The sequence below is a fragment of the Pseudomonas sp. SW-3 genome (assembly GCF_016615645.1).
GTDB lineage: Bacteria > Pseudomonadota > Gammaproteobacteria > Pseudomonadales > Pseudomonadaceae > Aquipseudomonas > Aquipseudomonas mandelii.
This window is the reverse complement of sequence record NZ_CP067098.1, coordinates 5775573-5789056: the sequence shown is the minus strand read 5'-3', so window position 1 is coordinate 5789056 and position 13484 is coordinate 5775573. Positions and strand designations below refer to the sequence as shown.

Annotated in this window: 14 protein-coding genes; 3 read left to right on the top strand and 11 right to left on the bottom strand. The window is 60.2% G+C overall.

Going from position 1 to position 13484, the window contains the following annotated elements; translation table 11 throughout:
* Positions 1 to 10: 10 nt before the first annotated feature.
* The 6 genes from JIO00_RS26225 to JIO00_RS26200 form a co-directional block, all read right to left on the bottom strand.
* On the bottom strand, positions 11 to 685 hold the full coding sequence (locus JIO00_RS26225; protein ID WP_200667137.1) for a DUF2491 family protein: 675 nt from the start codon (positions 683 to 685) through the stop codon (positions 11 to 13).
* On the bottom strand, positions 672 to 1706 hold the full coding sequence (locus tag JIO00_RS26220; RefSeq protein ID WP_077749253.1) for an ion channel: 1035 nt from the start codon (positions 1704 to 1706) through the stop codon (positions 672 to 674). The genes JIO00_RS26225 and JIO00_RS26220 overlap by 14 nt, the downstream gene beginning before the upstream one ends.
* A gap of 71 nt (positions 1707 to 1777) precedes the next feature.
* Positions 1778 to 2341 (bottom strand): rhomboid family intramembrane serine protease, encoded by a 564-nt coding sequence (locus tag JIO00_RS26215; protein WP_077749252.1) that lies wholly within the window; start codon positions 2339 to 2341, stop codon positions 1778 to 1780.
* 160 nt (positions 2342 to 2501) lie between these two features.
* Positions 2502 to 3200 carry a PspA/IM30 family protein gene (locus tag JIO00_RS26210; protein WP_010467296.1) on the bottom strand — a complete coding sequence of 233 codons (699 nt, stop codon included), beginning with the start codon at positions 3198 to 3200 and terminating at the stop codon, positions 2502 to 2504.
* Positions 3201 to 3224: 24 nt separating this feature from the next.
* A complete protein-coding gene (locus JIO00_RS26205; RefSeq protein ID WP_010467297.1) occupies positions 3225 to 3806 on the bottom strand; it encodes a YjfI family protein in 582 nt (193 codons plus the stop codon).
* A 281-nt stretch (positions 3807 to 4087) separates the two neighbouring features.
* Positions 4088 to 4642: a cysteine hydrolase family protein gene (locus JIO00_RS26200; RefSeq protein WP_172791795.1), complete on the bottom strand. Its 555-nt coding sequence runs from the start codon at positions 4640 to 4642 to the stop codon at positions 4088 to 4090.
* Positions 4643 to 4746: 104 nt separating this feature from the next.
* On the opposite strand from JIO00_RS26200, the gene JIO00_RS26195 reads away from it, so the two are divergent.
* From JIO00_RS26195 to JIO00_RS26185, 3 genes are all read left to right on the top strand, one after another.
* Complete coding sequence (locus JIO00_RS26195; RefSeq protein ID WP_083375653.1) at positions 4747 to 5742, top strand: GlxA family transcriptional regulator; 996 nt, start codon at positions 4747 to 4749, stop codon at positions 5740 to 5742.
* Positions 5743 to 6047: 305 nt separating this feature from the next.
* Complete coding sequence (locus JIO00_RS26190) at positions 6048 to 7157, top strand: DUF3182 family protein (protein ID WP_200667135.1); 1110 nt, start codon at positions 6048 to 6050, stop codon at positions 7155 to 7157.
* Positions 7147 to 7905, top strand: a complete 759-nt coding sequence (locus JIO00_RS26185; RefSeq protein ID WP_200667133.1) for an alpha/beta hydrolase family protein — start codon at positions 7147 to 7149, stop codon at positions 7903 to 7905. The genes JIO00_RS26190 and JIO00_RS26185 overlap by 11 nt, the downstream gene beginning before the upstream one ends.
* 65 nt (positions 7906 to 7970) lie before the next feature.
* Here JIO00_RS26185 and JIO00_RS26180 read toward each other — a convergent pair whose 3' ends face one another.
* From JIO00_RS26180 to JIO00_RS26160, 5 genes are all read right to left on the bottom strand, one after another.
* Positions 7971 to 8972 carry a lysylphosphatidylglycerol synthase domain-containing protein gene (locus JIO00_RS26180; protein ID WP_102593804.1) on the bottom strand — a complete coding sequence of 334 codons (1002 nt, stop codon included), beginning with the start codon at positions 8970 to 8972 and terminating at the stop codon, positions 7971 to 7973.
* Positions 8959 to 10254, bottom strand: coding sequence for a cardiolipin synthase ClsB (gene clsB / locus JIO00_RS26175; protein WP_200667131.1), 1296 nt, complete (start codon positions 10252 to 10254; stop codon positions 8959 to 8961). Before clsB ends, JIO00_RS26180 begins: the two co-directional genes overlap by 14 nt.
* On the bottom strand, positions 10251 to 11048 hold the full coding sequence (locus JIO00_RS26170; RefSeq protein WP_200667129.1) for an endonuclease/exonuclease/phosphatase family protein: 798 nt from the start codon (positions 11046 to 11048) through the stop codon (positions 10251 to 10253). Before JIO00_RS26170 ends, clsB begins: the two co-directional genes overlap by 4 nt.
* Positions 11045 to 11971: a DUF72 domain-containing protein gene (locus JIO00_RS26165; RefSeq protein ID WP_010467306.1), complete on the bottom strand. Its 927-nt coding sequence runs from the start codon at positions 11969 to 11971 to the stop codon at positions 11045 to 11047. Before JIO00_RS26165 ends, JIO00_RS26170 begins: the two co-directional genes overlap by 4 nt.
* A gap of 121 nt (positions 11972 to 12092) precedes the next feature.
* A complete protein-coding gene (locus JIO00_RS26160; protein ID WP_010467307.1) occupies positions 12093 to 13295 on the bottom strand; it encodes an MFS transporter in 1203 nt (400 codons plus the stop codon).
* Positions 13296 to 13484: the final 189 nt, after the last annotated feature.

Below are 13484 nucleotides of genomic sequence, written 5' to 3'. Positions count from 1 at the left end.
GCTTCCTTTTTTAGAAAGTATTCAGGTCGGTTGTGTACAGCGAAATGCCCAGCGACGTGCTCAAGCTGATGGTGCCTTCGGCGTCTTCCTCAACTGAAAACAGCAGGAATTCCCGGCGGTCGGTCAGGCCGGTTTCGCGGGCGTACAGCATCGAACGGTGCTCGATGCCGTAGGACTCCTTCGGGTTTTTCAGCTGCTCGCTCAACGCCACCAATTCTGTCTGGCCATCCTCGGTGCCCCATTCGCGGGTGTATTCGACGCCGTTGTGGGTGTAGGTCGGCAGCCCGATCAGGCTTTGCGGACCGGCCAATCGGCGCAACTCCGCTTCACTGCTGATGGTGATGTAGCTGAGGTAATTGAACAGGATCACCGACTCAACCTGCCCGGCGATTTCGCCGGTGGTATGCACCTGCAGCCAGTAGTCTTCCTCGTTCATGTAGTAGCGTGACAGCCAGGTCGACTGCCCGAGATCGACGGTGCCGTTGCTCCAGATCTGCTGCGAGCCCGGGATGGTCACCGTGGTGTTGCCGTCGAGCAACAATTTCAGGGTGGTGTCGAACATCACGCCTTTGCCCAGTGCCAGGTCCAGCGGACCGGTGACGGGCAGGGATTCGCTGGCGGTCCATTTCGACTCTGTCGTCGCGTTCGGGGCCTCAAGCCCCATCAACTGTTTAAACCATCCCATTGGAGATTTCCTTGAGGCGAGTGGAGGCGATGTAGAAGAGCTCGCCGCCCTCAACGCGTGTGGCGCCGGGCGGGTTGATCGACGGTTGTCGGGCGCCTTTGGCGCGATAGCCGATGAGCGTGGCGTTGTGATGTTCTTTCATCCGTGTGTACAGATCGCCAAACGTCGCTTCAAAGGCCTCGGGCAGTTTCATCAGGTATTGAGTGGCGCCCTGGCCCACGCACAGCAGTTCATTGATGACCACTGACGAGCCCGGATCCTGCGAGGCGCGCACCAACATCTCGATGGCCATGCTGGAAGTGCATTCCAGGCTGGGCGCGTAGGCGCTGGCGAGCGCAGCGATTTCACTGTCATTGAAGTGGGCGACCACATGCCCGACAGGCTGCAGTTGATTGACCGCCAGCACGGTGGCCAGGGTCAGGTCGTCTGAATGGGTTCGCACCAGAACGCGCTCGGCACCGGGAACGCCCGCGCGCAGCAACAAGGCCACGGAGGACAGGCTTTCACCTTTGATGAAGCTCGCTTTACCCGGCATCGGGTTTTCTTCAAGGGTGCAATCGCAAATGACGATCAGGTTGTCGTTCGAGGTTTCGTCCTGGAGCAACAACTCAATGACCCGTTCGCTGGACGCGCCTTCCCAGCCGATGAGAACCGTATGGCCGACCTTGCCGGTGAAATCGCCTTTGCCCTTCATGCCTTTTCTCCATGCATCGATGACGCTGCTGGTGGTTTTGCCGATGGCTGCCGTCAGCAGCGCAATGCCCCCGAGCATGACCCAGGTGGCCACGAATATCCGTCCCGCCGCTGTCTGCGGCGCGAGATCGCCATAACCGACGGTGAGTGTGGTGGTCAGATAGAAGTAAGTAAACGTGGCGGGCGCGGTGAGGTGTTGTTCGCCCAGTAACACCAGGCCCAGATACGCCGTGGTCAGGTGTACGCCCAAGGCAATGACCAGGCCTGCCCAGCCGAAACGGTGGAAGAGGGACGAGGCATACATGCGCAATAAAAGGAAAATCGACATTTCGTCCCTGACTCCGTGGGTACTTGTTCCTGGCGACGTCATCGCCTCGGCGTCTGACTGCGCAAGTGCGTTCAGCCGGCGGCATTAAACCTGTTGCGCGGCGCCGAGAAAAGTACCTTGGCTGCAATAAATCCGGCGAGTGCACCAAACAGATGGCCTTCGAAGGAAACACCCTGGCGAGGCAGGAAGCCAAAAATCAGACCGCCGTAGAGCAAGGCCACGACGCCGGCCGTTATCAGGTTGCCCCAGCTCCTGTGGAACCAGGCGCGGGACAAGAGGTATGCCCACAGTCCGAACACCCAGCCGCTGGCGCCGATGTGTACGCCTGCAAAGCCGAACAGCCAGACCAGCGCGCCGCCCAGCAGAATAATGATCGCGCTGACCGCAATGAACCGGTTGAGTCCTTCGATGATGACCAGGGTACCCAGAATCAAAAAGGCAATCAGGTTCGCGCTCAGGTGCGCAAAGGAAGCGTGCAGGAAAGGCGAGGTGATGATGCCGAGCAGACCGTGCACGGTTCTCGGGATCAAACCGAAGGCCATGAGGCTGTAGCCGGTCGCGACGTTGAACAGTTGCAACGCGACCATGAAGAGCGCCAGGCCTGCGATTGTCTTGAAACCCTTCAGGGCATCCATCCTTGACCTCGACAGTTGAATGTCTGTCAGTTCAGCACATTCCATGTAGAAGCGAGCCTGCTCGCGAAGGGGGAGAGTCAGTCGACATCAATGTTTTCTGACAAACCGCAATCGCTAGCAGGCTAGCTCCCATAGGTTATGCGTTCGACTCGAGAGTCGGTTATTCGGCCGATTTTTGCTTCAGGCGCTCCAGGATCGCATTGGCGCTGCCTGCGTCCGGGGTGATGCCGGCATCGCGCAGTTTGCGTTCCAGGTCAGTGCCCGTCGACGCATCGGCCAATTGGTCCTGGGCTTCCAGTTCAGCGGCGCGTTGCTGCTGCTTGGCCTGCAAACGGTTCAGCGTACCGACGGCGGTTTCCAGCTTGCCGTTGGCGCCGCCACTGGCAATCGAAGCGCTGACCTGGGCTTTCTGTACGCTTTCGCGCGCCTTGGCCATGTCCACTTGCTGGCGCAGGCTTTTGATGCGGCTTTCAGCCTTGGTGATGTCTTTGCGCATGTTTTCAGCGTAACCACCAAACTCGGTGGCCTGCTTTTGCTCGACGTCCAGCTCGTTGGTCAGGGTCGAAATGGCTTCGGCCACTTCCAGGGCCAGGTCTTCACGGTTGGCCTGGATGGCGGCCAGAGCCTTGGATTCCAGGTCCTTGATCTTGGCGTTGTACTCGCTGACGCGGTCAGCCGACAGTTTGTGCTTGGCCATGATGGTGACGAGCTCACGCTTGGCGTTGGCCAGGGCGCTGTCCGCATCGCGAATTTCCTGGTCGAGGATGCGCAGGGCCTGTTGGTCGACGATCGATTCGCCGACTTCGTTGGCACCGCCACGCAGCGCGGTGAACAATTTGCTCCAGATGGACTGAGTCATTGGATATTTCCTGTTCCCGAATAATTAATTGAAGAAACGTTCGAAGGCTTCGCTGGCGCGCTGGACGTTGTCGACCAGGGTTTTGACCTCGGTCACGATGTTCGTCAGGCTGGAGTCGGAGCTCAGAGCGCCGAACATGTTGTAGACAATCTGCCCGTTCGGCATGGACTCGATACCGATCGAGGACAGCGGGAACATCTCCCGGCTGCGCAGCACGGCGTCATTGAAGGCCGGTACGTCATTGATGGACTCGATGTCGACCAGAACGGTGTCGACGATGATCTGTTCGCCCACCACCGCGATGTAAATCGGCAAGCCACCGAAGTCGTTCATTTCCAGCTTGATGCTGGACTCGGAGCCTTGAACGAGAGAAAGCGTGATGTCGTTTGAAACCACTTCGTCCAGGGCTTGAAGGGCGCTGAAGAGGCGGTCGATGTTCCAGTTTGTACCTGCGCTCATGTAATTCTCCGACATGAATGAGCCAGCCAGAATCGGTTGGCGAAGCTGTTTCTCCATCTGCTTGAGCAGGCTTCGGTTTTCGGGAAGCACCCAAGTCTCGTGTTTCACATAACCGGCGGCACCCAGGCCCGCGCGCATCTGCTTCATGTAAAAGCTCGATGGTTTTTTCGCGGACGGTTTGGAGCGCTCTCCCTTGCGGCTTGCCGAATCGGTATCGGGTCCTGTGGGAGGACTCGATGGAGAGCTGCTTTTCATGGGCTGACCTCGTTGTGAAAAACTCACGCGTGAGAAACACTACAGGCAATTTTTGCCACGCTCAATAGCTCACGCGTGAGATTTTTTGTCATACATTTTCCGCTCCATGAAAAAGGCCCGCAGCGCTAAAACGCGGCGGGCCCTTTTTGGAATTTGATCAATACGTTATGTGGTTAGTGGTTAGCCGCCAGGAATTCATCAGTGGAAATCACGCTCGCATAGGCGAAACCCAGGGCCGACATGAACGCGGCGTGAACGTGGGAGGCGGGCACCGTAACGCCGTTGAATTCCAGATCGCGTGAGGCGCAGGCGTCGTGGATCACCGTGACGGTGTAGCCAAAGTCCGCGGCGGCGCGGGTGATGCCGTCCACACACATGTGGCTCATGCTGCCAACGACCACCAATTCCTTGATGCCTTGCTCGTCGAGGATCGATTTCAGTTCGGTTTCACGAAACGAGTTGACGAAGTGCTTGAGCACCACCGGCTCTTCGGCACGGTTCAGAACTTTGGGGTGCAGCTTCGCGCCTTCGGAACCCGGGGTGAAGAAGGGGGCTTCTTCGGAGGTGAATTCGTGGCGGATGTGCACCACCGAATCACCCGCGTCGCGAAACGCTTTGAGCAGACGGGCGGCGTTGTCGGCGGCAGCGTCGGCGCCGACCAGCGGCCACTTGCCTTGAGGAAAGTAGTCGTTTTGGATATCAACTACGATGAGTGCTTGCTTGGCCATGCCTGATTCCTCGAAATGTGTGGGTTGGGCGTGGAAAGAAGTATTGTCTGTGGCAGGCCTTCCGAGGATTGGCCGCACCGACAATAGAAGGGGGAAAACTGACAATGGACGCAGAAAGGGCAATCGTCGAACTCGGCGTGCTGATTTATCCCGGCGCGCAGATGGCGGCGGTGCACGGGTTGACGGACCTGTTCGGGGTGGCGAACCGGATTGCCGCCGAGCATCAGGCTGCGCAATTGCCGCTGCTGCGGGTCAGCCATTGGCAAGTTGATGGCGAGCAGGCGCCCGAGCGGGTGTACGACAGTCATCCCGGGCCCGACCGCGCCTTGGTGGCGGTGTTGATTCCGCCATCGATTGCCGGATTTTCCGAAGGTCAGGCACCGCAGGCGTTGATCCACTGGATGCGTCAGCAACACGCCCGGGGCGCGACCCTCGGCGGCGTCTGCGTGGGCTCGATTCTACTGGCGGAAAGCGGCTTGCTCGACGGCCGCAGCGCCACTACCCACTGGACCTCGGCCAAAACCTTCGCCGAGCGTTACCCGGCCATCAAGCTCAAGGCCGATACCCCTATAGTCGACGACGGCGACCTGATCACCACCGCCGGGTTGATGGCCTGGTCCGAGTTGGGGTTGCGGCTGGTCGACCGCCTGCTCGGCCCGAGCATTGCCACCGGCACCGCGCGTTTTCTGGTGGTGGAACACAGCGACAGCGCGAGTGAGTGCGGCAGCAATTTTTCACCGATTCTCAGCCACGGCGATGCGGCGATTCTCAAGGTTCAGCACTGGCTGCAAAGCACCGGGGCCACCGATGTATCGCTGACGGCGATGGCCGAGCGGGCGGGGCTGGAAGAGCGCACGTTCCTGCGCCGTTTCCGTGCAGCGACCGGGTTGAAACCCACCGAGTACTGCCAGCATCTGCGGGTCGGCAAGGCGCGGGAAATGCTTGAATTCACCAACGGCACCATCGATCACATTGCGTGGACCGTGGGTTATCAAGACCCCAGTGCGTTTCGCGCGACCTTCAAGAAAATCACCGGGCTGGCGCCAAGTGATTACCGGGCGAGGTTTGGCGTGACGCCGGGTGCAGCTGTCGCGCGGTAGCCAGATCACCGCCAAGCCAAAATGTGGGAGCGAGCCTGCTCGCGAAGGCGCAATGTCAGTGACTTAGATGCAGGCTGACCCACGCCGAATTCTCGAGCAGGCTCTCTCCCGCATTGGCTCAGTGCAAGGCTTGGATCGTGCAAAATGCAGGGGTGGAGAAACCCTTCGTGCAGAATAAAACAGGCTCAGTGCCATCACCTTCGTAGCAACTGCCTGATTTGAAACCCGTTTCTATCCAACCCTCGATGGCTTGATCTCTGCACCCCTTCAACTACATTCATCAAAAGCCGATTGAAGGGGGACGCATGACCCCAACAAACCGCAAGAAACTGGTAGTCGCCCACTCAGTCCGCCCCGAGGCGCCCAAGCACGAAGTCGAAACCAATCACGCGCTGGCCCGTTGGCTGGCGCACATCCTGGGGCTCAAGTTCGGTGGCAGCTACGACCCCGGACTTCACAAGGCCCGAGATCTTTATCTCTTGCCGACCCAGACCCTGGTCGGCGTCGCTGCCGCCCGGGCATTGGGCGTCACCGGGCCGGAAGATCTGTGGGGCGGTTATGTCGACCACGATTTCATCTGCACCAAAGCCATCAGCCACGGGTTGCGCAATAAACATGCGCACGCCCCGCAAGGCTGGTCTCCGTTGTTTTCCGAACGTGTGCGCAACGTCGTGCTCGATGGCCTCAGCGTGTTCTCGCTCGACGATGCGCGGCCGGCCGCAGAGCATTTGCTTTACACCGGCCCGATCCGCATCAAGCCGATTCATGCCTGCGCCGGACGTGGGCAGGAAGTGATCAAAAGCCTCGACCAGTTCGACGCCGTTCTGGCTCGCCCCGATGCCAGGGCACTGTTCAGCGAAGGCGTGGTGCTTGAACAGGATCTCGACAACGTCGTCACCCACAGTGTTGGCCAGAGTTTTATCGGCGATAAGGTGCTGAGTTATTGCGGTGATCAATACTTGACCGAAGACGGTCAGGGCGAGCAGGTTTATGGAGGTTCCAATCTGCTGGTGGTGCAGGGGTATTACGAAGACCTGCTGAAACTGGACCTGCCTGACGATGTGCAACTGGCGATCCGGCAAGCGCAAGTGTTCGACAGCGCCGCGGACGAGGCCTATCCCGGTTTTTACGCCTCGCGCCGCAACTATGACATCGCCCAAGGCCTGGACAGCAGTGGCAAACAGCGCAGCGGCGTGCTCGAACAGTCCTGGCGCATGGGCGGTGCCAGCAGCGCCGAAGTGGCCGCGTTGCAGAGCTTCGTCAACAACCCGGGGATGCGCGCGATTCGCGTGTCTTCAGTGGAAACCTACATCGACCAACCGCTGCCGCCGGACGCCATTGAGGTGTATCGCGGGCCCGCGGAAAACAGTGACTTTCTTCTCAAGTACGTGACGGTCAAATCCTATGACGGCTAGAAGCGAAACCATTCAGATCGACATCGACGATGAACAGATGAGCGGGACCTTTCTGAGCCCCAAATCGAAAGTCCCCGGCGTGTTGTTTGTGCACGGTTGGGGCGGCAGCCAGGAGCGGGACCTGGAGCGGGCCAAAGGCATCGCCGGTCTGGGATGCGTGTGCCTGACGTTCGACTTGCGCGGGCACACCGGCGGCTCCGGCATCCCGCTTACTCGCGTAACGCGCGAAGACAACCTGCGCGACCTGCTGGCGGCATACGACCGCTTGCTCGCCCACCCGGCGCTCGACACCTCCGCCATTGCGGTGGTCGGCACCAGTTATGGCGGTTATCTGGCCTCGATACTGACTTCATTGCGCCCGGTGCGCTGGCTGGCGCTGCGGGTGCCGGCGCTGTATCGCGACGATCAATGGCATACGCCCAAGCGTGAACTGGACAAGGCTGATTTGCGCGATTACCGCAACACGCTGGTACGCGCCGACAGCAATCGTGCGCTGCATGCGTGCTCGCAATTCACCGGGGATGTGCTGCTCGTGGAGTCCGAGACCGACGACTATGTGCCTCACTCGACGATCATGAGCTACCGCGCTGCGTGTCAGCAGACGCATTCGCTGACGCACCGGATCATTGACGGCGCCGACCATGCGTTGAGCGAGCCGGTGTCGCAACAGGCCTACACCTCCATCCTGGTGGACTGGATTACCGAGATGGTCGTGGGTGAGCGGTTGAGCATTATTCAGTCGAAATGAGTGGTGGGTTTGCGGACGCTTTCGAAGGCTTGCCCGCGAAAGCGTCATCCGCCTCCCCAACAATCTCAGGAAGGTTTCTTGGCAATCCGCAGCGACTTCGCCTTGGCCTCCACCACCAGATACATCACCAACGTAATCAGCAACGGCAAGATGAAATAGATCGCCCGATAAGCCAGCAAACCCGCCACCAGGCTCCCCCGCGACGCTTCATGTTGCAGCAGTGCAACAAACACCGCCTCCAACACACCCAACCCGGCCGGAATGTGCGTGATCACCCCGGCAATCGCACTGATCAGCAACACGCCCAGCACCAATGGGTAATCCAGCTTGCTCGGCAGCAACGTGAAGATCACCGCCGCCATCAGCGACCAGTTCAGCGCTCCGAGGGCCAGTTGCAGCATCGCCATGCGCAAGGACGGCAGGTTGATTTCCACCCCGCGTATCGCCCATTCCCGACGTTTGGAGAACTGGCACGCCGCCAGATATCCCGCGCTCACCAGGAGTAACAACACACCCACAACCTGCAAGGCACCACTGCTCAACTTCCAGCCCGGCGGCATTCTGACCAGTCCGCTGCTGAACACGGCGCCCGCAATCACCATGTAGCCGAACCAGTTGGTCGCCAGGCTCAGCCCGAGGATTTTCGCGATGTTGCTTTTGCTCACCCCTAGCCGCGAATACAGGCGATAACGCATGGCAATCCCGCCGACCCAGGCGCTCAGGTTCAGGTTGAAGGCGTAGCTGATGATCCCCACCGGCAGGATCTGTTTCCAGGTCAGGTCCTGGCGGATGTAGGTGCGGCCGATCAGATCAAAACAGGCATACACCAGAAAACTCACCAGCGTCAGGCCGGACGCAATGATCAGCGTGCGCACCTTGAAATTGGCCAGGGTGTGGAACACTTCGTCCCATTCGATGCGCTGGGCAAGCATCGTCAACAGCACGATCAGCGCCAGGAAAAACAGCATCGTCAGCGGTTTTTTCCAGCGGCTCCAGCGCGTCTTCTTTTCCGGGACAGGTGTTGTGCTGCCGTCTTGAGGTGCCGAGTGCGCTTCAACGCGGTTCATGGTGGTCACTCCCGGCCGAATGGGTGAAGGGTTTCAGGCGTGGTTTATGCGCAGGCAGCCAACCGGCCCATGCCGGGAAGTGACGCAGGAAGTGAAACACCAGAAAGCCGACGGTCATGTGCCAGATCCTTCCGCGCGGCGACGTGTCCGCTGACATGGCTTTGCAGTGGTTATTGCTCAGCATCTCAAGCCGTTCGAACAGATCTTGGTTGAAGGCTCGGTCGCGGATCAACACGTTGGCTTCCAGGTTCATCGACAGGCTTAACGGGTCGAGATTGCTTGAGCCGACGGTGCTCCAGTCCTCATCCACCAGCGCGACTTTGCCGTGCAGCGGGCGTTCGCAATATTCGAAGATCTGCACGCCCGACTTGAGCAAATAGTCGTAGGTCATGCGCGCAGCCAGTTTGGCCACCATCATGTCCGGTTGCCCCTGCAGAATCAGGCGCACGTCGACGCCACGACGAGCGGCGTTGCGGATTTCGCGCAGCAAGCGGTAACCCGGAAAGAAATAGGCGTTGGCGATCACGACCCGGCGTTGGGCGCTTCGCAGCACCTGAAGGTAAACCTCTTCGATATCCGTCCGGTGGTCACCGTTGTCGCGGTACACCAGGCGAACCTGGCCGTCGTGGTCGCTGAAGGCCAGTTCCGAGCGTCGCTGCCGGCGGCGTTGCCACCAGTATTTGGCGCGGGCCGGGCGGCCACATTGCAGCAGCGCGAAGTGATGGATATCGGCCACCGCCGGGCCTTGCACTTCAACCGAGTAATCCTGCTTGGCCTCGGGGCCGAAATCGGCCAGATGGTCGGCGGAAAAGTTGATCCCGCCGATGAACGCGATCGTGCCGTCCACCACCACGATCTTGCGGTGCAGACGTCGGAACCAGTTGGTGCGGATCCCCAGAAGCTTGGGCGCCGGATCGAATATTTGCAGGCGAACGCCGGCCTCGCTCAACGTTGCGAGATAGCCGTTGCTCAACTCGCCACAGCCAAACCCGTCGAGGCTGACGGTGACCCGTACACCGCGTTGCGCGGCTTCGACCAGCACTTGCTGCAGCTCGTTGCCGACCTTGTCCTCGAACACAATGAAGGTTTCCAGGAGTATTTCAGTCTTGGCCTGGCGCATGGCTTCGAACACTCGCGGGAAATAGGCTTCGCCGTTTTCCAGCATTTCCACGAGGTTGTTGCCCTGCCAGCCGTATTCGACGTCGACCACGCCGGGCTCACGCACCGGCGGGGTAGTCGGCACGTGTTCAACGGTGGCTTTTTCCATCGGGGCGCTGCTCATAGCTCGATCTCCACCGACAGCGGTGCGTGGTCGGAAAGGTGTGACCAGGGGCGCGCGGCCAACACTTGCGGCCGGCAGGCCTTGAGGTTGCGCACATAGATGCGGTCCAGGCGTAGCGCTGGGAGTCGCGCTGGAAAACTGCGCGCCGGTTTGCCGTGGTGCTCGGCGAATACCTCGCGCAGGCCACAGGGCTTGAGCAACGCATCGGCACGCTGGCGCCAGTCGTTGAAGTCGCCGGCGACAATCACCGGGGCGTCGACCGGAAGGTCTTCGAGGCGTCGCGCCAGCAACTTCAGTTGTTCCGTGCGGTGGCTCTCACGCAGCCCCAGATGCACGCAAATGGCGTGCACTTCCAGGCCATCGCCCGGCAGGCGCAGCACGCAATGCAGGATGCCGCGGTTCTCATGGCCGCTGATCGAGACGTCGAGGTTGTCATGGCGAATGATCTGGAATTTCGACAGCAGCGCATTGCCGTGATCACCCGCCGGGTACACCGCGTTGCGGCCATAGGCAAATTGTGGCCACAGGGTGTCGGCGAGGAATTCGTACTGCGGCATCGTCGGCCAGTTGTCGTACCGCTGCGGATGGTCTTCGTGGGTGCCGTGGACTTCCTGCAAAAACACCACATCGGCAGACACACTGCGTACCGCTTCGCGCAATTCCGGCAGGATGAAACGCCGATTGAGCGCGGTGAACCCCTTGTGGGTGTTGACCGTCAGTACGGTGAAACGGCGCACGGCGGTGATGACGGGTTGCTGTTCGTCGGTACTGCCGACCGGTTCGGAAATACTCATGACAGCACTCCTTCTGCGACCGGTTCACCTGGACGGGTGGCGAGGTCTTTGTCGAGGTGGAAGTGCTCAAGCAAACGCCGCGCATCGAAAGGCGCGCGGACTTTGATGTCGTTGTCGAAATAGCAGAACACTTCCCGGGACTTGCGTGCTTTCGGCTTTTGCCCAGGTGCAATCAGCTGCGGATCGGCCGGTTGCTGGCCATGGTTCCAGGCGTCGATCCGTTCGCCCCAGCGTTCCAGCGCCTCAGGGGTGTAGCCGCTGGCATAGAGTTCTTCGGCACCGTGCAGGCGCAGATAGACGAAATCACTGGTGACGTCTTCGCGGTACGGCCATTTCCCGGCGGTATCGGCGATAACCAAGGCCACGTTGTAGCGCTTGAGCAGGCGCACGAATGCTGGATCAATAAAGCTCTCGTTTCTGATTTCAACGGCGTGGCGCAGCGGCTTTTTCTTGTACGCCTTCATGCTGGCGGGGCCGTGCAGGTGCGAATCGTGCTGGCGGGCAAGGGCGGCTGCTTGCTGGGTGTCGTGGGGTAATTGCTTGAGGAAGCTTTCGAACAACTCGACATCGAATTTGAAGTTGGGCGGAAACTGCCAGAGGATCGGGCCGAGTTTCTCTTTCAGCTCCAGGATCCCGGAGGCAAAGAAATTCGCCAGCGGTGTATGAATGTCCCGCAGACGCTTGATGTGGGTGATGAAACGTGGGGCTTTGACGCTGAACACGAAGTCCGCCGGGGTTTCGGCGTACCACTGGGCGTAACGCTCAGGCCGTTGCAGGGCGTAAAACGATCCATTGATTTCGATGCTGTTGACCGCCCGAGACGCAAATTGCAATTCGCGCTTCTGGGTCAGCCCCTTCGGGTAGAAACCTCCCCGCCAGGGTGTGTAGCGCCAGCCTGAAATGCCAATGTGAATCGCCGCCATGTCGCCTCCCGTCTAATGGTCCTCGGTTGCCTCTGTCTTTTGATGACCGTGGGGCAACCGAGAAAGTTTCGACGGGGCTACGGACGGTGGTTCCGGAAAACCATACCGACCTTCTGTGGGGTTAGTGTCCGGCGACGATGCGGGTCGTGCTTTCGGCGTAGACCGGGCCGAGTCGGTCAAGACGTCCACTCCACGCTGTCAGCGCCAACGCCACCAACACCACCAGCCCGCCAATCCAGGCGGTATGGATCAGGCCCATGTGAGCCACGATCAAGCCGCCACCCCACGCGCCACCGGCAATGCCAAGGTTGAAGGCCGCGATGTTCAGCCCCGACGCCACGTCCACCGCATGCGGGGTGTGATGTTCGGCTTGACGCACCACATAGACTTGCAGCCCCGGCACGTTACCGAACGCGACTGCGCCCCAGACCAGCACGGTAGCCAGCGCCAGCCATGGGTTGCCAGCGGTAAAGGTCAACACGAACAGCACCGCCGCGAGCAAGGCGAAGATGATTTTCAGGGCGCTGATCGGGCCGCGCTTGTCCGCCAGTTTGCCGCCCCAGATGTTGCCGACCGCCACCGAGATGCCGTAGACCAGCAACACCAGGCTGACCGTGCTGGCGCTGAAGCCGGAGATGTCCTGGAGAATCGGCGCCAGGAAGGTAAAAGCGATGAACGAGCCGCCGTAACCGACCGCGGTCATGGCGTACACCAGCAGCAGACGTGGCTGCTTGAGCACCTGCAATTGCTGCAACAGCGAAGCCGGTTTGCTGTGGGCGATGTTTTTCGGCACGTAGAGCAGGCTGCCGATAAAGGCGATCACGCCCAAGGCGGACACGGCGAGGAAGGTTTCACGCCAGCCGAAATGCTGACCGATGAAGGTTCCCAGCGGTACGCCGGTGACCAGCGCCACGGTCAGGCCGGTGAACATGATAGCGATCGCACTGGCGGCTTTTTCCTTTGGCACCAGGCTGGTGGCGATGGTCGAGCCAATCGAGAAAAACACCCCGTGGGCGAGGCCGGTGACGATCCGCGCCAGGATCAGTGATTCGTAGCCGGGGGCTTTCCAGGCCAGCAGGTTGCCAAGGGTGAACAGCACCATCAGCGACAACAGCAGCAATTTGCGCGGGACTTTGCCGGTGAGGGCGGTCAGCACCGGGGCGCCAATGGCGACGCCCAGGGCGTAGAGACTGACCAGCAGGCCGGCGGACGGCAGGCTGACGCCGAGGTCGGCGCCGATGGTGGGTAACAGGCCAACGATGACGAACTCGGTCGTCCCGATGGCGAAGGCGCTGAGGGTCAGCGCGAGCAAGGCAATGGGCATGACTGCAACTCCGGTGGGTTTGATTGATGGAGCGCAGTGTCGGGGTTTGGGTTGTGCGGAAAAATAGAGGGGTGGGCATTTGATATTTGCGTGCAGGTCAAATATCTCGCGGGCAAATGAAACCCTGTGGCGAGGGAGCTTGCTCCCGCTCGGCTGCGCAGCAGTCGCAAATGCCATATCGCATGCTGT

Excerpts from the sequence above, each read along its gene's own strand:
- JIO00_RS26225 (WP_200667137.1), bottom strand. The coding sequence starts at position 685 with ATGGGATGGTTTAAACAGTTGATGGGGCTTGAGGCCCCGAACGCGACG.
- JIO00_RS26220 (WP_077749253.1), bottom strand. The coding sequence starts at position 1,706 with ATGTCGATTTTCCTTTTATTGCGCATGTATGCCTCGTCCCTCTTCCAC.
- JIO00_RS26215 (WP_077749252.1), bottom strand. The coding sequence starts at position 2,341 with ATGGATGCCCTGAAGGGTTTCAAGACAATCGCAGGCCTGGCGCTCTTC.
- JIO00_RS26210 (WP_010467296.1), bottom strand. The coding sequence starts at position 3,200 with ATGACTCAGTCCATCTGGAGCAAATTGTTCACCGCGCTGCGTGGCGGT.
- JIO00_RS26205 (WP_010467297.1), bottom strand. The coding sequence starts at position 3,806 with ATGAAGCAGATGCGCGCGGGCCTGGGTGCCGCCGGTTATGTGAAACAC.
- JIO00_RS26200 (WP_172791795.1), bottom strand. The coding sequence starts at position 4,642 with ATGGCCAAGCAAGCACTCATCGTAGTTGATATCCAAAACGACTACTTT.
- JIO00_RS26195 (WP_083375653.1), top strand. The coding sequence starts at position 4,747 with ATGGACGCAGAAAGGGCAATCGTCGAACTCGGCGTGCTGATTTATCCC.
- JIO00_RS26190 (WP_200667135.1), top strand. The coding sequence starts at position 6,048 with ATGACCCCAACAAACCGCAAGAAACTGGTAGTCGCCCACTCAGTCCGC.
- JIO00_RS26185 (WP_200667133.1), top strand. The coding sequence starts at position 7,147 with ATGACGGCTAGAAGCGAAACCATTCAGATCGACATCGACGATGAACAG.
- JIO00_RS26180 (WP_102593804.1), bottom strand. The coding sequence starts at position 8,972 with ATGAACCGCGTTGAAGCGCACTCGGCACCTCAAGACGGCAGCACAACA.
- clsB (WP_200667131.1), bottom strand. The coding sequence starts at position 10,254 with ATGAGCAGCGCCCCGATGGAAAAAGCCACCGTTGAACACGTGCCGACT.
- JIO00_RS26170 (WP_200667129.1), bottom strand. The coding sequence starts at position 11,048 with ATGAGTATTTCCGAACCGGTCGGCAGTACCGACGAACAGCAACCCGTC.
- JIO00_RS26165 (WP_010467306.1), bottom strand. The coding sequence starts at position 11,971 with ATGGCGGCGATTCACATTGGCATTTCAGGCTGGCGCTACACACCCTGG.
- JIO00_RS26160 (WP_010467307.1), bottom strand. The coding sequence starts at position 13,295 with ATGCCCATTGCCTTGCTCGCGCTGACCCTCAGCGCCTTCGCCATCGGG.